Source organism: Pseudomonas sp. LH21 (genome assembly GCF_036549575.1).
Lineage (GTDB): Bacteria > Pseudomonadota > Gammaproteobacteria > Pseudomonadales > Pseudomonadaceae > Aquipseudomonas > Aquipseudomonas peradeniyensis.
Genome location: NZ_CP144367.1, coordinates 5,102,686 through 5,121,216 on the forward strand (window position 1 = coordinate 5,102,686; position 18,531 = coordinate 5,121,216).

Consider the following 18,531-nt stretch of genomic DNA (forward strand, 5'->3'; position numbering starts at 1 on the left):
TCAGACTGCGGCGCGCAACGCCCGCGCCGCCGCCACCATGTTCACCAGCGCCGCCTCGGTCTCCGGCCAGGCGCGGGTCTTCAGGCCGCAGTCCGGGTTGACCCACAGGCGCTCGGCCGGAATCCGCCGGGCCGCCTTGCGCAGCAGGTTGACCATCTCCTCCTTGCTCGGCACCCGCGGCGAGTGGATGTCGTACACCCCCGGGCCGATCTCGTTCGGGTAGTCGAAGCGCTCGAAGGCCTCCAGCAGCTCCATGTCCGAACGTGAGGTCTCGATGGTGATCACATCGGCATCCATCGCCGCGATCGACTCGATCACGTCGTTGAACTCGCTGTAGCACATGTGGGTGTGGATCTGCGTTTCGTCACGCACGCCCGAGGCGCACAGGCGGAAGGCCTCGGTGGCCCACTCCAGGTAGCGCGGCCAGGCACTGCGGCGCAGCGGCAGGCCTTCGCGGAAGGCGGCCTCGTCGATCTGCACGATCCTGATGCCGGCGGCTTCCAGGTCGACCACCTCGTCGCGGAGCGCCAGCGCCAGCTGACGGGCCTGCACTTCGCGGCTCACGTCCTCGCGGGGGAAGGACCACATCAGCATGGTCACAGGGCCCGTCAGCATGCCCTTCATCACCTTGCGGGTCAGGCCCTGGGCATACTTGATCCAGTCCACGGTCATGGCCTTCGGGCGGCTCAGGTCGCCGAAGATCACCGCCGGCTTCACGCAGCGCGAACCATAGCTCTGCACCCAGCCGAAGCGGGTGAACACATAACCGTCCAGTTGCTCGGCGAAGTACTCGACCATGTCGTTGCGCTCGGCCTCGCCGTGCACCAGCACATCCAGGCCGAGGTTTTCCTGGATCTGCACCGCATGACGGATCTCGCTATGCATGGCCTCGACGTAGTCCGCTTCCGTCAGCTTGCCCTGCTTGAACGACTGGCGCGCCAGGCGGATCGCCGAGGTCTGCGGGAACGAACCGATGGTGGTGGTCGGGTAGGCTGGCAGGTTCAGCCCGGCGCGCTGCTTGGCAATGCGCTGCTCGAAGGCGGTTGCACGCTGGCTGTCGGCGGGCTTGATCGCGGCGACGCGGGCCTGCACCGCCGGCTTGTGAATGCGCGGCGAGGTGGCGCGGGCGTGCTGCACGGCGCGGCTCTGCGCCAGCGCCTCGACGACATCGGCCGCCTCGGGCTGGTTGAGCGCCTTGGCCAGCAGCGCCACTTCCTGGCACTTCTGCACGGCGAAGGCCAGCCAGCTCTTCAGCTCGTCATCGAGCTGGTCTTCACGCGCCAGGTCCACCGGGCTGTGCAGCAGCGAGCACGACGGCGCCACCCACAGGCGATCCCCCAGGCGCTCGTGGGCGTGGCGCAGCACGTCCAGTGCCTTGGCCAGGTCGCAGCGCCAGACGTTGCGGCCGTTGACCACGCCCAGCGACAGCACCTTGTAGGCCGGCAGGCGGTCGAGGATGGTCGGGTACTGGTCCGGGGCGCGCACCAGGTCGATATGCAGACCATCGACCGGCAGGTTGGCGGCAAGGCCCAGGTTGTCTTCCAGGCCGCCGAAGTAGGTGGCGATCAGTTTTTTCAAAGGGGCGCGCTGGAGGATGTTGTAGACGCGCTCGTAAGCGTTCTTCCAGTCCTGCGGGAGGTCGAGGGCGAGGATCGGCTCGTCGATCTGCACCCACTCCACGCCCTGCACGGCCAGGCGGTTGAGGATATGGTCGTACAGTGGCAGCAGGCGGTCGAGCAGCTCGAGCTTGTCGAAGTCGGCGCCCTTGGTCTTGCCCAGCCACAGGTAGGTCAGCGGGCCGATCAGCACCGGCTTGACCGCGTGACCCAGGGCCTTGGCTTCCTCGACTTCTTCGAACAGCTGTTCCCAGCTCAAGGCGAACTGCTGGTCGGCGGTGAATTCGGGGACCAGGTAGTGGTAGTTGGTGTCGAACCACTTGGTCATTTCCTGGGCGTGTGCGCCGCCGCAGCAGTTGTCGCTCACCCCTCGGGCCATGGCGAACAGGGTCTGCAGGGTCGGCTTGGCACCGTCCTTGGCACGGAAGCGCTCGGGGATCACGCCGAAGGTCAGCGAGTGGGTGAGTACCTGGTCGTACCAGGCGAAGTCGCCCACCGGCAGCAGCTCGATGCCGGCGGCCTTCTGCACCTGCCAATGCGCGGCGCGCAGGCCACGCCCCACGGCACGCAGGCCAGCTTCGTCCAGCTCGCCCTTCCAGAAGGCCTCCTGGGCTTTCTTCAGCTCACGGTCGCGGCCGATGCGCGGAAACCCCAGGTTGTGTGCCAGTGCCATGTTGTCGTCCCTCGAGCCTTGAAATGAATGGAGGGCATTTTGGGTGCGAGGCTAAGGTGAGACAAACTCATTAAATTTGAGATGAACTAAAAATTTCCTCATGATGGCTGGCAGGAATATCGAACCCTGTAGGAGCGGCCTTGTGCCGCGAAAGGGCCGCAAAGCGGCCCCTGCGATCTTTGCATCAACACTGAAATCCTGGGGCTGCTGCGCAGCCCTTTCGCGGCACAAGGCCGCTCCTACAGGGATCTGAGTCGCCGTGAATGTCTCAACCAGCACAGTACTCCGCGCAATCAGACATGCCCCACCCGCCAGTCTGCCGCACACTGCCACCCTGCCCAACCCGGTAGCCCGCACCCCATGAGCCTGCTGAAAACGACCCTGGACGCCAACGCCTTCGCCTGCATCCTGGAATTCGTTCCCAAGCCCGGCGCCGAGCGTTTCGCCACCCTCGAAACCCTCATGGCGCGCACCCGGCTGTGCGGCTGGCCGCTGACCGTGGCCATCGGCGACCGCGTCGGCAGCGCCCTGGACATGTCGCCGCTGGAAGCCTTCAGCAGCCTCGCGAAGCCCGTCCCCGCCCTGCTGCACTTCTCCGGTAAGGACCGCGAACGCCGCGACCTGCTGGCCCAGTTGCAACGCATGGACGCCGCCGGCCTCGACCAACTGCTGCTGCTCACCGGCGACCGCCTGCCCGGCCACAACCCGGGCGAACGGCCGGTGCGCTACCTGGAATCCGTCGCCGCCCTGCAGATCGTCCGCCAAGCCCGCCCCCACTGGCTGCTGGCCGCCGCGCTCAACCCGTTCAAGTACCAGGAAGCCGAGGGCGGCGCGCAGTACTGCAAGGCCGAAAAGAAACTCGCCGCCGGCGCCGACCTGCTCATCCTGCAGCTCGGTTTCGATATCGACAAACACCAGGAAGCCTTCGACTGGATGCAGCGCCAGCCCCGGCCCAAGCCGCTGATGGCCTGCATCATGGCGCTGACCGAAGGCCGCGCCGGGATGCTCGATCATGTCGCCGGGGTAACCGTCACACCGTCGATGCGCGCGCTGCTGGCCGCCGAAACGGCGGTGTCCAAGGCCTACGCCAGGGAACGCGCCAACCATCGCCTGGCCTTGCAGGTGATCGGCCTGAAATTGATGGGCTATGCCGGCGTGCACCTGTCCGGTATCCACGAGGTGGCTCAGTTCGAGGCCCTGGAGCAGGCCATCGACGCGCTGCAAGCGCAGTTCACCTCACTGCAGGACTGGGCCCCGGCCTGGGAAGCGGCCTGGCAGGCACCTGGGCTGACGCCGGTCACCTTCCACCCACCCGGACATGCCTGGCGCTTCGGGCAACGGCAGATCACCGCCTCCAACAAGGAAAAGGTTCGCTACCACCTGCTGTCGGCGATGCACCATCAGCTGTTCAGCCGCACCACGGCCTTGAGCAAGGCCTTCGGCTGGACCGTGACCCGGCCGCTTTGGGCCAACCCCACCGCAGCACAGTGGCTGCATCACCTGGAGCGGCGTATCAAACGCCCGATGGTAGGGTGCGATACCTGCGGCAGCTGTCGGTTGGAGGACACGCTCTACATCTGCCCCGAGACCTGCCCCAAAGGCCTGGCGAACGGCCCCTGCGGAGGCACGAACCTGGACCGTTGCGAGTTTGGTGACCGGGAGTGCGTGCACAGTGCCAAGTATCGGCTGGCGGTGAGCGTGGGCCAGACCGAGGTGTTGCGCGAGCGGTTGATTCCTTGCGTGCAGGTGGAGAACCGGCATCGCAGTTCGTGGCCGGTGTGGTTCGACACCACCACGACCAGCCCTCCAACCACACAGGTCGGCGCGACGGCAGAACTCAACGACTGATACTTTCCCTCTTGTTGGAATGCAGCCGCGCACAGCGTATAACCTTTGGCAACCTGGCACTTTGGGAAGATAAGGAAGTCCGATGAGGAAGATGCTCGCTGCTTCGGCACTGTTGCTGCTCTCTGCTTGTGTCACCGTCCCGCAAGGCGATCCGGCAGTGGATGCACGAATGAAGCGCTTTGAAAGCGCTCCAGGCATGACACGCATCTACATCTATCGAAATGAAACGATGGGCGCGGCCATAAAGTACAACGTGCTGGTCGACGGCCGCATGATCGGTGCAACGGCGGCCCACACCTACCTAGTGGCGGAAGTACCGCCTGGGCCGCACACCATTGCTTCCGATGGCGGCACCTTGAGGATGATCAAAGTCGAAGCCCAGCCAGGCAAGAACCTGTTCATCTGGCAGGAGATGAAAATGGGCTTTGGCGCCGCCGATGCCAAGTTGCACGTGGTTTCCGAAGCCGTGGGCCGCAAAGGCGTGCTGGAGACGAAGTTGGTGGGCGGGCTGTGAGCATTGGTTGACACGCTCGTCGGCAATCGCGTCGCCCTCTTGCTCAACTGCCGGCCCTGCCTCGCCGTACAGACAATTGTCATTACAAAGAGGCTGCAAGCATGGCATCCATCAAGGTGCGTATCGACGACGAACTCAAGGTGCGCGCCTACCGTGAGCTGGAAAAACTGGGTGTAACCCCTTCCGAACTGATGCGCCAGGCACTGCAATACGTCGCTGAGCACGGGCAACTGCCGCTCAAACCCGTGCTGCTGACCGAAGAGGACGAAGCATTGCTCGCCACGGTACGCGAACGCCTGGCCGCGCCGCAGAGGGTCAGGGTAACGCTGGATGACCTATAGACTCGAATTCCATGCATCCAGAGACACGAACACTTCACGCCCCTGCCATTCACCCGTTTGCCCGGAAACGACCAACAGCCGATTGCCGGCCCCTGAAGCAGCCACGACACACCGCCCCTGCTCGTCCCAGAACGCGCTGCGCCCAGCCGCCGCCCAGCCGCCCGTGGTCCCGCCATGATTGGCCATGAGCACCGCCATGGCATGCCGCTGCGCATACCCCTGCAGCAACGCGCTGTCAGCCGGATAACCCGTCTCCCCGATCAGCACGCCGGTCGCATACACCTGCGCACCACGCTGCGCCGCCTGGGCGGCATGCTCCGGATGGTTGAAATCGGCACACACCGACAAGGCCACGGACAGCCCGCCGACGGACAACAACTCACCGCCGCTCCCCGCACTGAAGAACACGTCCTCGCCGGTATGCAGGTGCTGCTTGGTATAGACCGCAATCGAGCCATCCGGGTGGAGGATGCAGGCCGCGATCCGCGGCTTGTCCTGGCCCGGTACCTTGAGCGGCATCCCGACCACCGTGGTCATGCCTGCTGCCTGGGCCAACTGGCGCAGTGGCGCCAGCAGCGGCGTGTCCAGGTCCTGCGCCAAGGCACTGGCCATGGCGGGGGCGTAGCCGGTGAGGGACAGTTCGGGGAAGAGCAGCAGGTCCACACCCTGCTCATGGGCTTGACGCATGAACGCCAAGTGCAAGGCCAGATTGGCGGGGATGTCGCCATCACGGATGGCGCATTGGGCGGCGGCGAAAACGGCTGGTGGCATGGGCGTCTCCTGACAAGGTAGGCAGACTCTGCTCGACCGCTATCAAGAAGACAATATCTACATCAACGACGCGAGAACCACAGGGCGTTGGCGTGGGAGCGGGCTTGCCCCGCGATAGGCGACAAATAGTACCGCGCGTAAACCATTTTTTTGCCTTGTTAACTACTTAAGCTTACAGTTAAAAAATCACTTAACACGACACACTCTCGACATGGCCAACCCACACAAGGAAACCCAGCGCTACCTTGAGTCCGTCCTCGGTGTAACCACTCACCTGAAACCGACATCCCCCAGGCTCCCCTACCATCTTCTGGACGCCTACACCTGCTTCGAACTCACCCTCCAGTTCAAGCCGGCGCCGCTGGTGGTGTTGCTGCTCTTCCCCTGCAATCCAACCTACCCAGGCGCAGTTACCCTTACCAAACACATCGCCCAGATAAGCCAAGCTACCCACGCCACACCCGTTTACGTATGCCCTGCTTTGTCCGCTGCCGACCGGCGCAGCCTGATCAGCCACCAGCTCAATTTCATCCAGCCTGGCTATCAACTATTCATCCCTGAACTGGCCATGGACCTGCGCGAACGTGTTCGCCAACGCCGCGAGCAGGCCGCCATCACCACGCTGCTCCCCGCCGCCCAGGCCATGTTGCTGGCCCGCCTCTATCGAGGAGGGATCAACGACACGCCATTCCCGGCCAGTGCACTCCTGGGTGACCTGAGCTACAGCCGAGTGACCCTCTCGAAGGTCGTGGAACAACTGCTTCAAACGGGCCTGCTGATCGCCAGCCAACCCAAAGGCGGGGTGCAGGCGTATGCCTTCAGCGCCAGCGCGCCCGAGCTGTTCAAACAGGCTCGGCCTTACCTGCGCTCCCCGGTGAAACGCAAAGTCGCAATTTCCGCCGAACCAGCTCTCGGCCAGGGTGTTTTCCTGGCCGGTGAAACAGCCCTGGCCAGCCAAACGCTCCTGGCCGCACCCGCGCAGCCCGTCTACGGCATGACCAAGAGGCGTTTTGATGCGCTGCTTGCCGATGGCTCGTTGCGCCTCAGCCAATCGGTGGACGACACACGGGCGTGGGTGGAAATCTGGGCCTACGACACCCTCGATACATCCGGCAACCGTGCCGATGCAGCTTCCCTGTTCCTGAGCCTGGACAATGGCCAGGACGAGCGCGTGCAGATGGCGCTCGATGAACTGAGGGAGCGGGTGGAATGGTTGGGAGCCAAGCAGGTACAGCAGTGACATTTACCTGTGGGAGCGGGCTTGCCCGCGAAGGTTCGCAATTCAGCCCAACCGCACCAGAGAGAATGGTCAGCCGTTTGTCTTACGCCAAATTATGCGCATTGATATGCGCATGATTGAGCGTACTATTCACTCACCACACCCCATGTGGAATAGAGGAACTCCAAATGACTGGCCTATTAACCAGAGCTGAACAGGCAGTGTCCGCTACCACCATGGCCCGGACGTTCGGCGCACGATTGAAAGAAGTGACCAGCGGTGATGCAACGCATTTGGTCATTTTCAAGGACAACGAACCCGCTGCCGTCTTGATGGGCGTACAAACCTATCAAGCCATGCTGGACGAACTCGCTGACCTGCGTGCCGAACGCCTCGCCGTCGAGCGCCTGCGCAGCCTCAATGAAGAAACCACCGTGAGCCTCGAGGACATGGAGGCTCGCTTCAGGTAGAAGCGCATGGTCTGGACTGTCAGGTTTCACCCGGATGTAGAAGATGACCTCCTGATGCTCGGCCGTGCCGAAGCTCAAAGGGTTCTGAAGGTCGTACGCGAGCGCATCGTCCACGGTGAACCCGACAAGCTCGGCAAGCCGCTCAGGGGCACGCTCGCAGGCTATCGGCGCATGCGTACTGGCGATGTACGTATTGTCTATCGCATCAACGGCACAGAAATCGTTCTGGTGGTCTGCATTGGTGCCAGACGCGATGACGAAGTCTACGAAACAGCCAATCGCCGCGTATGAGTATGTGGGGTTTCTGCATCGAGTAACCCAAGTTTGCGCGCCTGGTGGAACTGATCAATCGTCATGCCCAGCAGTGTGTCACCTTCGCCTTACCGACAAGCACCTCCCGCAGCGCAGTAGACCAGCGGCTGGAACAGCCACGAGGTTTCCAGCGCGCAACCGGCTGCTGATTCATATGCATCTCCAAAGAATGTATAAAGCGCCAGCAACCCGCGCCCCCGACGTCTGCCAAAGGAAACCCCGTCATGCTTCGGCTCTTGATGCCAGCCCTGCTCCTGCTGCTTGCCGGCTGCGCCACCAAGCCCCCGGCCAACCCCGACAACCTCTGCGAGATCTTCCGCGAGAAGCCGAAATGGCACGAGGCGGCGCTGAAGATGCAGGCGCGCTGGGGTGCGCCGGTGCAGGTGCCGATGGCGATGATGTACCAGGAGTCCTCGTTCAAGCACGACGCCCTGCCGCCGCGTTACTACTTCCTCGGTTTCATCCCCTGGGGCCGAGTCAGCAGCGCCTACGGCTACGCCCAGGCCAAGGACGAGACCTGGGCCGACTACAAGCGCGATGCCGGCGGCTGGGGTGCCGCCCGCGACGACTTCGCCGACGCGATCGACTTCATGGGCTGGTATATGCAGAAGAGCCAGCAGGTCAACGGCGTGTCCAAGTGGGACGCCTATGGCCAGTACCTGAATTACCACGAAGGCTGGGGCGGCTACCGCAACCGCAGCTACGACGCCAAGCCGTGGTTAAAGAATGTCTCGCAGAAGGTCCAGGCGCGGGCTTCGGTGTTCGGGGCGCAGTATCGGAGTTGCGAGCAGGAGCTCGCGCGGGGTGGGTGGTTCTGGTAGGGACGCCTGACGATACGTTGCCGCCCCAAAAACCCACTGCCAGTCAGTTAAGCCCATTGGGGTCGCTCCGCGTACCTTCGCGGGTAAACCCGCTCTCATGGAACAAAACACAACTCTTTGATTTGACTGGGGCAGCGTGGGAGCGGGCTTGCCCCGCGATGCGGCGTTTGGCACCGGCTACGCCGGTGATCGCGGGGCAAGCCCGCTCCCACGCTGGAACTCTGTTCCCTGCGCGACAGCGTAGCCCGAAAGGCTGGGCGATCTCCTACAGGATTGCGCAAACGCTGAATCGAGCGCTGTACGTGTAGGAGCGGGTTTACCCGCGAAGGGCTGCAAAGCAGCCCCAATAAGTGCGACGAAGCGCTAACTGACTGGCGGCTTTTTCGTTTCCCGCATTGATCGCCCACTCATGGCATCCACCTGCGGGCTTGGGTGGGATCACTTCAAATGCACTTTCAGCGCCTCGCCAGCCTGCAGCATTGCCGAGCGCACCGCCGGCACCTGGCTGACCACGTTCAGCAAGCCATAGTCATGGATCATGCCGTTGTAGCGCACCGCCGTGACCGGCACGCCGGCTTGGTCCAGCTTGCGAGCATAGGCTTCCCCTTCATCACGCAGCACATCGGCACTCGCGGTCTGCACCAGCGCTGGCGGCAGGCCTTTCAACTGCTCGGTGGTCGCGCGCAGCGGCGAGGCGTAGATCTCGGCACGTTGCTTGGGGTCGGTGGTGTAGTTGTCCCAGAACCACTTCATCATGCTGCGGGTGAGGAAGTGCCCCTCGGCGTACTGGTTGTACGACGCGGTCTCGAAGTTGGCGTCGGTCACCGGCCACAACAGCACCTGGTACTTGATGGCCGGGGTGCCTTTGTCCTTGGCCATCAGGCTGACCACCGCCGCCATGTTGCCGCCGACGCTGTTGCCCGCGACCGCCAGGCGCTTGCCGTCGACATTGATGTCCTTGCCGTGCTCGGCCACCCATCGGGTTGCCGTGTAGGCCTGGTTGATCGCCGTCGGGTAGTGCGCCTCAGGGGACGGGGTGTAATTGACGAACACCGCCACCGCCCCGGAGCCGACGACCAGGTCGCGCACCAGGCGCTCATGGGTCGGGAAGTCGCCGAGCACCCAACCGCCGCCGTGGAAGTACATGAACACCGGCAAGGTCCCCTTCACACCCGCCGGGCGCACGATGGTCAAGCGGATGGCCTGGCCATCGACGGTGATGGTCTTCTCGCTGACATCCGCCTTGGGCAGTGTCAGTTTCATCCCAGCCTGGGCGCCGCTCAGCACCGCGCGGGCATCCTTCGGCGAAAGCTGCTCGATGGGTTTGCCACCGCCCGCGTTCAAGGCATCGAGGAATGCCTGGGTATTGTGCTCGACGCCAGCGTCGGCGAATGCGTTACCGATCGACAAGGCAAGGAGCGAGCCCGCGAGTGTTTTGGTCAAAACGTTCAATTCATTTCCCCTGTTTCTGTTGAGGCAGTAGTCAGATGGTCACGTGCAGACGGCTTGTTGCTGCCAAGCCTTTGGTGTCATGCCTTCAGCCTTCACGAAGGTGCGGCAGAAGTGAGATTGATCGCAGAAGCCGCATTCCAGCGCGATCTCTGCGAGCAACATCGTGGAAGTCTTCAATAGCTCCCTGCTCTTCATCACCCGCTGCTCACGCAACCACTGTTGCGGGGACATCCGGGTACTTTCCTTGAACATGCGTGAGAAGTGACTGCGCGACAAAGCGCACGCTTGGGCGATTTCAGTCACTGATAGGCAGGTATCCAGCCTGTCCAGCATCAGCTGTTTGGCCGTTCTCAACTGCCAGGATTTGAGCTGCCCTGTCGAAGCCAGAGTGAGCGTCGCCAGCACGGTAGAGTTGTCCTTGTTCATACACACCCATCAATCCAGGTAGCAGGATGCGAGCGCCTGACGCGAACAGCACGGGGCGCTGGAAACCCCAGAGGTTCCAGGCCAGGCTCGTTGATTCGGATCAGCCCACCGCGCACCCTTCGCACGTCAGTGAACAGCCCCCAGGGCAGGGGCTGGCGATGGCTCAGACAGCAGCGACAGGCGCCAAGGTGGGGCCATGCTGAACGCGCTCAGGCGCCTTGTGCACCATGGTGTAGGCGTAGTCGACGCCCATGCCATAGGCACCGGAATGTTCCTTGACCAGCGCCATCACGGCGTCGTAGGTGTCGCGGTTCTTCCAGTCCCGCTGCCATTCCAGCAGCACCTGCTGCCAGGTCACCGGCACCACGCCGGCCTGGATCATGCGCTGCATGGCGTAATCGTGGGCTTCCTTGGTGGTGCCGCCGGAGGCGTCGGCGACCATGTAGATCTCATAGCCGGCATCGTTCATTGCCGACAGGGCGAAGGTGGCGTTGCAGACCTCGGTCCACAAGCCGGAGACGATGATCTTGTTGCGGCCATTGCGCTTGAGGGCGTCGCGCACCTTCTGGTCATCCCAGGAGTTCATCGAGGTGCGCTCCAGCAGCGGGGCGTCCGGGAACACCGCGAGCAGCTCGGGGTAGGTGTGGCCCGAGAAGCTTTGCGTCTCGACCGTGGTGAAGGTAGTGGGGATATTGAAAATCTTCGCGGCCTTGGCCAGGCCAACAGTGTTGTTCTTCAGCGTTTGCCGGTCAATGCTCTGGACGCCGAAGGCCATCTGCGGCTGCTGATCGATGAAGATCAGTTGGCTGTTGAACGGGGTCAGGACTTCAGTCTTAGGATTGCTCATTGTTGTTTCCTTTCAATTTGATGAAGTTCGATCGCACCCGTTTCGGGGCCCGCACGTTGCGGGCATTACCGTAGTAGCCACGAGTACGCTCCTCAGCGTCGTTGCTTGAGGACGAGCAAAAGATAACTAAACAATGCGTCTCTCGGTGGCGCACTTTTGCGCCTCTGCCGGCTCATTTTTGCGCCATTGAATACGCAGCCGCGCTGCTAGCATTCGCCGTTCCATTCGGATCAAGCCGGTCCGTCATGTGCAGGAGAATGCAATGGCAGCTTCACAACCGTTCAACAAGCAGACCGCCTACTGGGGCGTTTCCTGGGAGGAGGCGTATGGCTATCCGCAGGCACGGCGGGTAGGCAACGAGATCTACGTCTCAGGCCAATTCAACCATGACGAGGCCGGCAATCTACTGGCCCCGGCACCACTGAACGCCGACGGCAAGCCCAGTGATTTCTCGTCGATGGGCGAGCAGATGCAGGTCGCCTACGACAACATCTCAAAGCTGCTCGCCTTGTATGGCGCGACGCTGCAAGACGTTGTCGAAGAAACGCTTTATGTACTGGACATGGACGCCGCGTTCGCGGTGGTCGGCAAAGTGCGCAAGGCGGCCTATGGCACTGAGCGGCCTCAGTGCGCGAGCAATATCATCGGGGTGTCGAGGCTTGCCCAGCGGCCGCAATTGATCGAGATCGTCTGCAAGGCCGTGATTGGCGCCCGGGAAATCTAAGCTGCACTCCCGGTTGCGATCAGGCGACCGGGAGTACCGACTGCCCCTCGACCAAGGGCTTTTGACTGGCCACGGCAGCGGCGCAGAAAGTCATGAATGCTTTGACGCGCCACGACTTGCGAATGTCCTGGTGCGTCAGCAGCCACAACTCGTCCTGAAGCTCTGGCACCACCGGGCCTGCGCGTACCAACCCCGGGGTGATGTCGCCCAGCATGCAGGGCAGGAACCCATACCCCAGGCCCGCCGCGATGGCGACGCTTGCGGCTGCAACAGAGTCGGTGCGGTAGGCAATGCGCTCCGCGGCGACCCTGCTTTCGACATAGCTGGTCGCCCGCAAACCGCAGAGCGCCGCCGAGTAGGACACCCATGCCTGCCCCTCCTCGAAAAGGGCCTCGGCAGTCACCTGCTTGGCACTGCAGTAAGGTGCCCAGGCAATATTCGCCAGTTTACGGCCCACCAGGCTTTCCGCAGGTTTCCTCGTCGCCCGAATGGCGATATCCGATTCGTCCCGGGCGAGGCTGAGGGTTTCATTGCCCACCAGCACCTCGAGGCTGATCCCCTCGTTCAGGGCCTTGAAGTCCGCGATGATGGGGGTGAAGAAGTACAGCAGCAGCGAGTCGCTGGTGGTAATGCGAAGTTTCCCCAGCGGGCCTTGGCCAGAACGTGAAACACGCCGCGTGACGCTGACGATATCCAGCTCCACGCGCTCGGCGAGTGCGCGCAATTCAGCGCCCTCGGCGGTGAGCAGATAGCCTGATTTGCGGTGGTCGAACAGCGCGATGCCAAGTGTTCGCTCGACCTGGGCAACCCGGCGCGAAACGGTGGAGACATTGATGCCAAGCTTCTTGGCCGTCGCCGCACGATTGCCGCAATCACTGAGCGTCTTGATGATGCGCAAGTCGTCCCACGAGAGCTGATTGACAGCCTCGGCGACGTCCCACTTCGGCCCATCAGCGGCAGTTGGCGCTTTTCCAGTTGGCGATTTCACACAGTTCGTTCCGGATGCGAAGGCGCTGATGATACGAGATGGGGGTGGGTGAAGCAGCCATATTGTTCTGGTGATGGTTGAAACCGGACGGTGCAAGTGGCGGCCGATCAGGGCACGCCACGCAGTAGGGCCGCAACGCGGCCCCGATGATGCGCAGCATCAATCTCCAGAAACACTCTCGTCTTTCATCGCCTCCAGCTTGCCGAACTGCTCGCTCGCCAACCGGCTGATGATCCGGATCGCCTGGTGGATTCCTGCTGTGTTGCGGAAGCTCAGTTGCGGGTTGTGCTCGCATTCCAGCACCTCGTCATGCTGGACCAGCGCCTCGCCGAGCAGTTCGAGGGTCCAGACGTAGCTCTGGAGGGTGGACAGGCGTTCATGGTCAGGCATGGGGCACCTCCCGGTTGGCGCGGGTGGCTAGGGAGTGGCTGTCGATCGGGTAGAAGGTTGGGGATGGGGTGGCCGCGGGGGTTGGGCGGCGGAGAGCGGATGCGAGGATCCTGTACAGACGTGTGATGGTCATGCATGAGACTCCAAGTTAGGTTGGAACCACCACGCACTGTCGCCAAACAATGGGTGGCAGCTGTACGCAGGTTGGCGAACCGGGAACTTGGAACCCGGCAGACCCGAAGGTCTCCCGCGCACAGCCGCCATGGCACGAGGCTGCGGACGCAAAAAAAGCGCCTGCAATCGTGTGGGGCGCTGCTGCGCCAAGTTTATCCGGGTCGCCAAACCCGGTCGCGGAATTTGCCGCGACTGGAGGGGAATTTATTCCTTGGGGGCTTCTAGTGCAAGGGTCTTGGGGCTAGGAAATGGCGATGGAAAACGTAGGAAATGGCTTGCATGAAGGGGCTGGGTGGCAACAGTACGTGGGTTGGCCGATCGGGACGAAAGGGACCGGCACACCTGAGGTGCCCCACGTACTGCTGCCATGGTGAAAACGCACTCGAATAGGTGCCCCGCCCCGAACACTATATTAACGAAAGTTTCTCTCTCCGACTCAGTCCACCCGAACAAAGTTCAAAATCCCAGCAGTGTTACCTGCCCGGCGCCAATTTCTTGCTGTCCAGTAGTAACCAATCATCTGTATAGATCCATCGGCGTGGCGCCTCAGTTGAACTTCTGCGGCCCCTGTATGATTCGACTCGTCGTCAGCAGCCTTCTTGAAATGCTTGGATTTGTAAATATAAACAAGCCGGTGCGGCTCATCATTTTTCGCCACCACTGGGGTGGCGGCAACGCTGTAAGAGTCAGACCTATCGGTTAAACCTTGGACCTCCATTAAAATGTTGATTTTCAAGAGGCTTGCTCTAATTGTCAATTTAGCCTCGAAAGGCTCAAGTGATATGGCGTCAATTTTTACAGGGTCCAGCGGATTCAAACTCTCACTAGGCGATGACGCTGCTGATTGGATGGCACGGTGCACCGAATAATTTGAATCAATAGTTCCCTTCCATTCACCCGACAGGTCAGGGTACGCATCTTTAAAGACGAACTCGTAAAATCTCCAGACCCTCCGATATATAAATGGAATACTTCCACCAATAATTAAAGCGGTTACAACACCAGAAGCAACCTTCCAAGCCGTCTTTCCAAATTCAATAAAATTGGTAGGGGACTCCTTCACCATGAGCCCTATGATCACCAAGACAACGAGGCCGGTGATGAAAGTGAGAACCTTTTTCAATCCGAAAACAGCGTACATTTTAGTCCTCGCTAGCTATTGAACTCTTTAAATTTGAACCTATATCATGATGGCACATTGCACCTTTTCTAAGGAGAGCGCCACTAATGCCGAGCCTCAATCTGCACAGCCTGCTTGATACGCGGGTCGAAGGCCGGGTGGCCTTCCTCGACAATCTGACTCTTGCCCCTCAAGAACGGAAGCTCATGCTCAGTGCACGCACTGACATCCGGCAGCGCCTAAAAGCGCGTCTGCCAAAGCGGATCCAGAAGAAAGCGGAAGACGCAGGTCAGGACCATATTGACGTGCCTGAACCCAGGTTCTTCACCCAAGGGTCGTGGGCTTACAAAACGCTCAATGCCCCTTGCCGCGCTCCTCAACAGGCTGACCTGGATGACGGCGCCTACCTCCCATTTAGTTACATTGAAAGCCAGCCACCGGCTCAGATGAGCGCGCTACTCTTCGAGGCAGTTGAGGAGGTCCTCTCGGAGCTTGCGGATGATAAAGGGTGGAAAATTGACACGAGTAATGACAATTGCACCCGCTTGATCATCGATAGCGACAAGCATATCGATGTTCCCGTCTACAGCATTTCCGATAGCGAATTCAAGACGCTAGTAAAAGCAAGCATGGAAATGTATCGCTTCGGAATGGAGGGTTTGGCCCTAGATAGCGCTGACTCGGAAGAGCGTGCTGACGAGCAAGATTGGGACCTAATGCCAACTGAAGGTGTGCTGATGGCCACCAAAAATCGCGGATGGCAAAATTCAGATCCTCGCCCCATACGTGACTGGGTGGTTGAGCAGGTTGAGCTAAAGGGCGAACAGCTTCGTCGCGTTATGCGCTACCTGAAGGCTTGGCGTGACTTTCAGAAATGGGACAAGGATGACCCGAAGTCGATCCTGCTGATGGTTGCCGCGGACGCTGCTTTCGATATCGCAATCGACAAGAGGGATGACCTTGCATTGCTGAAGGTTCTCCAGAGGTTACCGGACATCCTTAGAGGGAAAGTAATCAACCCAGCCACCACAGACAAACCTCTGGACGAGCAGGAAGATTTGGCGAAACGGCTGGACAATAAAGGTATTAGAGAAGACGTCATCTCCAGAATCGAGCATTTTGCCGACCAGCTTGAATATGCAATCGACAGCTGTGGCGTTCCATCCAAAGCATGTGAGATTTTGATCGAGCTACTGGGAAATCGAGTCCCGAATGATCCGGAGCGGGTAACGCAATCGACAGTTCAGAGCCAGCCTGCCCAGAAAACAGCTGCAGTTCCCCCGCTTGGGAAAGCTACGGCGGGCTGATGACAGACTTAAGCTCCGTTCACTCGGCTCTGACGGAAAGGGGCTTCACACAAGTTAGAAGCCCCCTTGGTCCTCGGTATGCCGGGACCATCTCCTTTAAAGGACGGCGGATCCCAATTAACCTTGTTATCTTTGACAAGAGCTTCAAGCAATTGCCTGCTATTCAGCTGCTTGAACGCCCTATTGAAATACCGCAGGTCTGTGCTCATATTAATCACAAAGGCTATCTGTGCTACCTGCGCGACGACCAGGCCTACCTTCCTCGACACAACCTCGGGGGCGCCGTTTTAGGCTGCCTAGAAGTTGCTGAGCAGCTATTGGAAAGACTCGCAAATGGCGGCGCTTTAACAGACTTTCAGGACGAGTTTCCGGTTTACTGGTCCGGAATCCCGCTCCTTATCGATATCTCAGAGGAGACAAAACCCGGCCTCCTCACGGACGTTGCTCTGCTAGAGCGCCCCAAAACCCCTGAAAGTGACAGTTTATTCTTGCTCGGCCGAGACGCTTCCGAACTTCTTAGCTTGTACTCTCGCTGGGGATTCCAGATTGCAAGGCCTTCCTTGAAGATGAGAGTGGTAGATTCAGATAAACCGCTCGGCGCCATGGCCTCGATGTGGCCTCCCAAGACACTAACCGATCTCAAAACATGGCTGCTTAGTGACAGAAATTCTGCGGTCAAGGGCCTTTATGATTCCGTCAAAGATGCCTTCGAGCACAAATTAGACAAGCTGCTGCTTCTCATTCGAGCTCCAAATACGAGCTGTTGCGTTCTAATCGACATTGAATATGTCAGAAGAATTCTACCGTGCCGAAATGCAGCTGACTTCATGCGTTCAGTTTTTAGATCTTCAGAAAAAACTGATCAGGCTGGGAAGAAAGCGATTAAGTCCAAGGCTGACAACGCCACAGTTATCAGATTTGAGCCAATTCCTGCTGACCCAGGATCATGGCTAACGCGCAACATGCCTGATTCAAAATCCGGTCTTGCGGGTAAGAATGTCCTTTTGATCGGATGTGGTGCAATCGGTGGTCACCTGGCCGATCTCCTCGCAAAGAGTGGCGCTGGTTTCCTAGGCGGAACACTAATGTTTTCTGACCCAGATACACTGTCAGTGGGAAACATCGGCCGCCACGTATTAGGCTTCGGCGACCTTGAGCGTAAAAAAACTAGTGCCCTGAAGCAGCAACTAATCAGCTGCTACCCAAGAATAAAACTTGCAGAGGTTACAGACCAAGATGTGATCCGAGCAGGGATGGCGGGGGTAGATCTGGTGGTTGACGCCACAGGAAACCAAGCACTTTCGTTATATTTGAACGAGCTCAAGCTAAAAGAAAAATTTGATGCCCCAATTGTATTTGCCTGGGTGGCAGGCGCAGGCTGCGGTGCGCAAGCCTACCTTTTTTCAAACAGCAAGTATGCATGCCTAAATTGCTTGGATTATAGCGTCCCAGGCGGCGCCTCTTCTGTAATGCGGAAAGAGTATGAGATGACCCTTAAGAACTCCGCCGGAAGCTGTGGAGACTGGCTTGTGCCATTTTCTGCAACAGCCGCTATGCATGCTGCAGCCTTGGCAACCGATTTAGCGGTTGGGTGGGCCAAGGGTAAGCCTAACCCGCGCTTTAGGAGCATCACACTGGACTACGAGGGTGGAAAAACCGTCAAACCCATCTCACCGAAGCCTAACCTTAAGTGCCCCGTATGCGCCACAAATCACTAATTGAACCGAACTCTAAGCGCCTGGTATTGGTGACCGAAGAGGTCTTAGCCCTAATATCCAGCTATCGGCAATCGGGTCGAGATGATTGTGAATCAGGAGGTATTCTCATGGGGAAACGCAGAGGGGAGCATTTTGAAATTACCTTTGCGACTGCCCCTCAAATGAAGGACATCCGGAGCCGTTGTAGATTCACTCGGCATCCCAATGGGCATCAGGAAATTGCAGAAAATCGACTCAAATCTTCCAACGGTGAGGAGAACTACCTTGGTGAGTGGCATACCCACCCTGAAAACCACCCAACACCGTCAAGTATCGACATGGGCGACTGGAAGAGACTTTCAAAATTTCACAACGTGCCTTTACTTGTGATTATTGGTGGTATCCAAACGTTTTATTTCGGAATAGTGATTGAATCTAGAGTACATATTCTCAAAGAGTGCACCTTGCTCTGACTGCATTGCTAAAAATTAACTCACAGGTGTTTACTTAGGCTCTTGTCACCATTCCCATGGTGGAGTTCGATTTCAGAAGCCGAATTCTAAAAAATCGCTGTGACGGCTACAGTAATCGCCTCTGGCGAAACCACTAGGGCAACGTCAATCTGAGGATCTCCCAGCTGCGCCGGACCAGCTATTTATCAGGTTTCCTAGATCTTTAGCGCACCGTTTTGAAAGCCTTGGCGACGGTCATTCAGGAATGCCTAAATCCAAGTCATCTAACGCGCTCTGCAGATGAACTGCTCAATGCATAGCTGGGGTGCTCAAGAACCCTATCGAAAAACCTTACTGATGGGCGCACTT

General features: G+C 59.5%; 19 protein-coding genes. 11 read left to right on the plus strand and 8 right to left on the minus strand.

Features of this window, described 5'->3' with window-relative positions; translation table 11 throughout:
* Positions 1 to 2,289 (minus strand): 5-methyltetrahydropteroyltriglutamate--homocysteine S-methyltransferase, encoded by a 2,289-nt coding sequence (metE, locus tag VUG52_RS23225; RefSeq protein WP_331832125.1) that lies wholly within the window; start codon positions 2,287 to 2,289, stop codon positions 1 to 3.
* 360 nt (positions 2,290 to 2,649) lie between these two features.
* Between metE and VUG52_RS23230 the strand changes: the two genes are divergently transcribed.
* The 3 genes from VUG52_RS23230 to VUG52_RS23240 all read left to right on the plus strand — a co-directional run bounded on the left by VUG52_RS23230 (position 2,650) and on the right by VUG52_RS23240 (position 4,992).
* A complete protein-coding gene (locus tag VUG52_RS23230; RefSeq protein WP_331832126.1) occupies positions 2,650 to 4,137 on the plus strand; it encodes a methylenetetrahydrofolate reductase C-terminal domain-containing protein in 1,488 nt (495 codons plus the stop codon).
* A gap of 82 nt (positions 4,138 to 4,219) precedes the next feature.
* Positions 4,220 to 4,651 carry a DUF2846 domain-containing protein gene (locus VUG52_RS23235; protein WP_052896192.1) on the plus strand — a complete coding sequence of 144 codons (432 nt, stop codon included), beginning with the start codon at positions 4,220 to 4,222 and terminating at the stop codon, positions 4,649 to 4,651.
* Positions 4,652 to 4,752: 101 nt separating this feature from the next.
* On the plus strand, positions 4,753 to 4,992 hold the full coding sequence (locus VUG52_RS23240) for a type II toxin-antitoxin system RelB/DinJ family antitoxin (protein WP_050703691.1): 240 nt from the start codon (positions 4,753 to 4,755) through the stop codon (positions 4,990 to 4,992).
* Here VUG52_RS23240 and VUG52_RS23245 read toward each other — a convergent pair.
* Positions 4,987 to 5,763 (minus strand): carbon-nitrogen hydrolase family protein, encoded by a 777-nt coding sequence (locus VUG52_RS23245; RefSeq protein WP_050703690.1) that lies wholly within the window; start codon positions 5,761 to 5,763, stop codon positions 4,987 to 4,989. The genes VUG52_RS23240 and VUG52_RS23245 overlap by 6 nt on opposite strands.
* 211 nt (positions 5,764 to 5,974) lie before the next feature.
* Between VUG52_RS23245 and VUG52_RS23250 the strand changes: the two genes are divergently transcribed.
* The 4 genes from VUG52_RS23250 to VUG52_RS23265 all read left to right on the plus strand — a co-directional run bounded on the left by VUG52_RS23250 (position 5,975) and on the right by VUG52_RS23265 (position 8,585).
* The gene (locus tag VUG52_RS23250; RefSeq protein WP_331832127.1) at positions 5,975 to 7,003 is read left to right on the plus strand and encodes a hypothetical protein; all 1,029 of its coding nucleotides are present in this window, start codon (positions 5,975 to 5,977) and stop codon (positions 7,001 to 7,003) included.
* A gap of 215 nt (positions 7,004 to 7,218) precedes the next feature.
* Entirely contained in the window at positions 7,219 to 7,452 is a 234-nt protein-coding gene (locus tag VUG52_RS23255) for a type II toxin-antitoxin system Phd/YefM family antitoxin (protein ID WP_331833188.1), read from the plus strand.
* Between the two features lie 6 nt (positions 7,453 to 7,458).
* The gene (locus tag VUG52_RS23260) at positions 7,459 to 7,743 is read left to right on the plus strand and encodes a type II toxin-antitoxin system RelE family toxin (RefSeq protein ID WP_262951692.1); all 285 of its coding nucleotides are present in this window, start codon (positions 7,459 to 7,461) and stop codon (positions 7,741 to 7,743) included.
* Between the two features lie 245 nt (positions 7,744 to 7,988).
* Positions 7,989 to 8,585 carry a transglycosylase SLT domain-containing protein gene (locus tag VUG52_RS23265; protein WP_186735384.1) on the plus strand — a complete coding sequence of 199 codons (597 nt, stop codon included), beginning with the start codon at positions 7,989 to 7,991 and terminating at the stop codon, positions 8,583 to 8,585.
* 438 nt (positions 8,586 to 9,023) lie between these two features.
* On the opposite strand, the gene VUG52_RS23270 is transcribed toward VUG52_RS23265, so the two are convergent.
* The 3 genes from VUG52_RS23270 to VUG52_RS23280 all read right to left on the minus strand — a co-directional run bounded on the left by VUG52_RS23270 (position 9,024) and on the right by VUG52_RS23280 (position 11,310).
* Positions 9,024 to 10,037 carry an alpha/beta hydrolase gene (locus VUG52_RS23270; RefSeq protein WP_331832128.1) on the minus strand — a complete coding sequence of 338 codons (1,014 nt, stop codon included), beginning with the start codon at positions 10,035 to 10,037 and terminating at the stop codon, positions 9,024 to 9,026.
* Between the two features lie 39 nt (positions 10,038 to 10,076).
* Entirely contained in the window at positions 10,077 to 10,463 is a 387-nt protein-coding gene (locus VUG52_RS23275; protein ID WP_050703685.1) for a helix-turn-helix domain-containing protein, read from the minus strand.
* 163 nt (positions 10,464 to 10,626) lie between these two features.
* Positions 10,627 to 11,310: a hydrolase gene (locus tag VUG52_RS23280; protein ID WP_186714192.1), complete on the minus strand. Its 684-nt coding sequence runs from the start codon at positions 11,308 to 11,310 to the stop codon at positions 10,627 to 10,629.
* A 262-nt stretch (positions 11,311 to 11,572) separates the two neighbouring features.
* Between VUG52_RS23280 and VUG52_RS23285 the strand changes: the two genes are divergently transcribed.
* Complete coding sequence (locus tag VUG52_RS23285; protein ID WP_331832129.1) at positions 11,573 to 12,034, plus strand: RidA family protein; 462 nt, start codon at positions 11,573 to 11,575, stop codon at positions 12,032 to 12,034.
* A 19-nt stretch (positions 12,035 to 12,053) separates the two neighbouring features.
* Here VUG52_RS23285 and VUG52_RS23290 read toward each other — a convergent pair whose 3' ends face one another.
* The 3 genes from VUG52_RS23290 to VUG52_RS23300 form a co-directional block, all read right to left on the minus strand.
* Entirely contained in the window at positions 12,054 to 13,022 is a 969-nt protein-coding gene (locus tag VUG52_RS23290) for a LysR family transcriptional regulator (RefSeq protein WP_331832130.1), read from the minus strand.
* 159 nt (positions 13,023 to 13,181) lie between these two features.
* A complete protein-coding gene (locus VUG52_RS23295; protein ID WP_331832131.1) occupies positions 13,182 to 13,412 on the minus strand; it encodes a hypothetical protein in 231 nt (76 codons plus the stop codon).
* A 610-nt stretch (positions 13,413 to 14,022) separates the two neighbouring features.
* Positions 14,023 to 14,727, minus strand: coding sequence for a hypothetical protein (locus tag VUG52_RS23300; protein ID WP_331832132.1), 705 nt, complete (start codon positions 14,725 to 14,727; stop codon positions 14,023 to 14,025).
* A gap of 86 nt (positions 14,728 to 14,813) precedes the next feature.
* On the opposite strand from VUG52_RS23300, the gene VUG52_RS23305 reads away from it, so the two are divergent.
* Genes VUG52_RS23305 through VUG52_RS23315 form a run of 3 tightly spaced genes read left to right on the plus strand, consistent with a single transcriptional unit; the run spans position 14,814 to position 18,183 of the window.
* Positions 14,814 to 16,013, plus strand: a complete 1,200-nt coding sequence (locus tag VUG52_RS23305; protein ID WP_331832133.1) for a CBASS cGAMP synthase — start codon at positions 14,814 to 14,816, stop codon at positions 16,011 to 16,013.
* Positions 16,013 to 17,731 (plus strand): ThiF family adenylyltransferase, encoded by a 1,719-nt coding sequence (locus VUG52_RS23310; RefSeq protein WP_331832135.1) that lies wholly within the window; start codon positions 16,013 to 16,015, stop codon positions 17,729 to 17,731. The genes VUG52_RS23305 and VUG52_RS23310 overlap by 1 nt, the downstream gene beginning before the upstream one ends.
* Complete coding sequence (locus tag VUG52_RS23315; RefSeq protein ID WP_331832136.1) at positions 17,713 to 18,183, plus strand: Mov34/MPN/PAD-1 family protein; 471 nt, start codon at positions 17,713 to 17,715, stop codon at positions 18,181 to 18,183. The genes VUG52_RS23310 and VUG52_RS23315 overlap by 19 nt, the downstream gene beginning before the upstream one ends.
* Positions 18,184 to 18,531 lie beyond the last annotated feature (348 nt).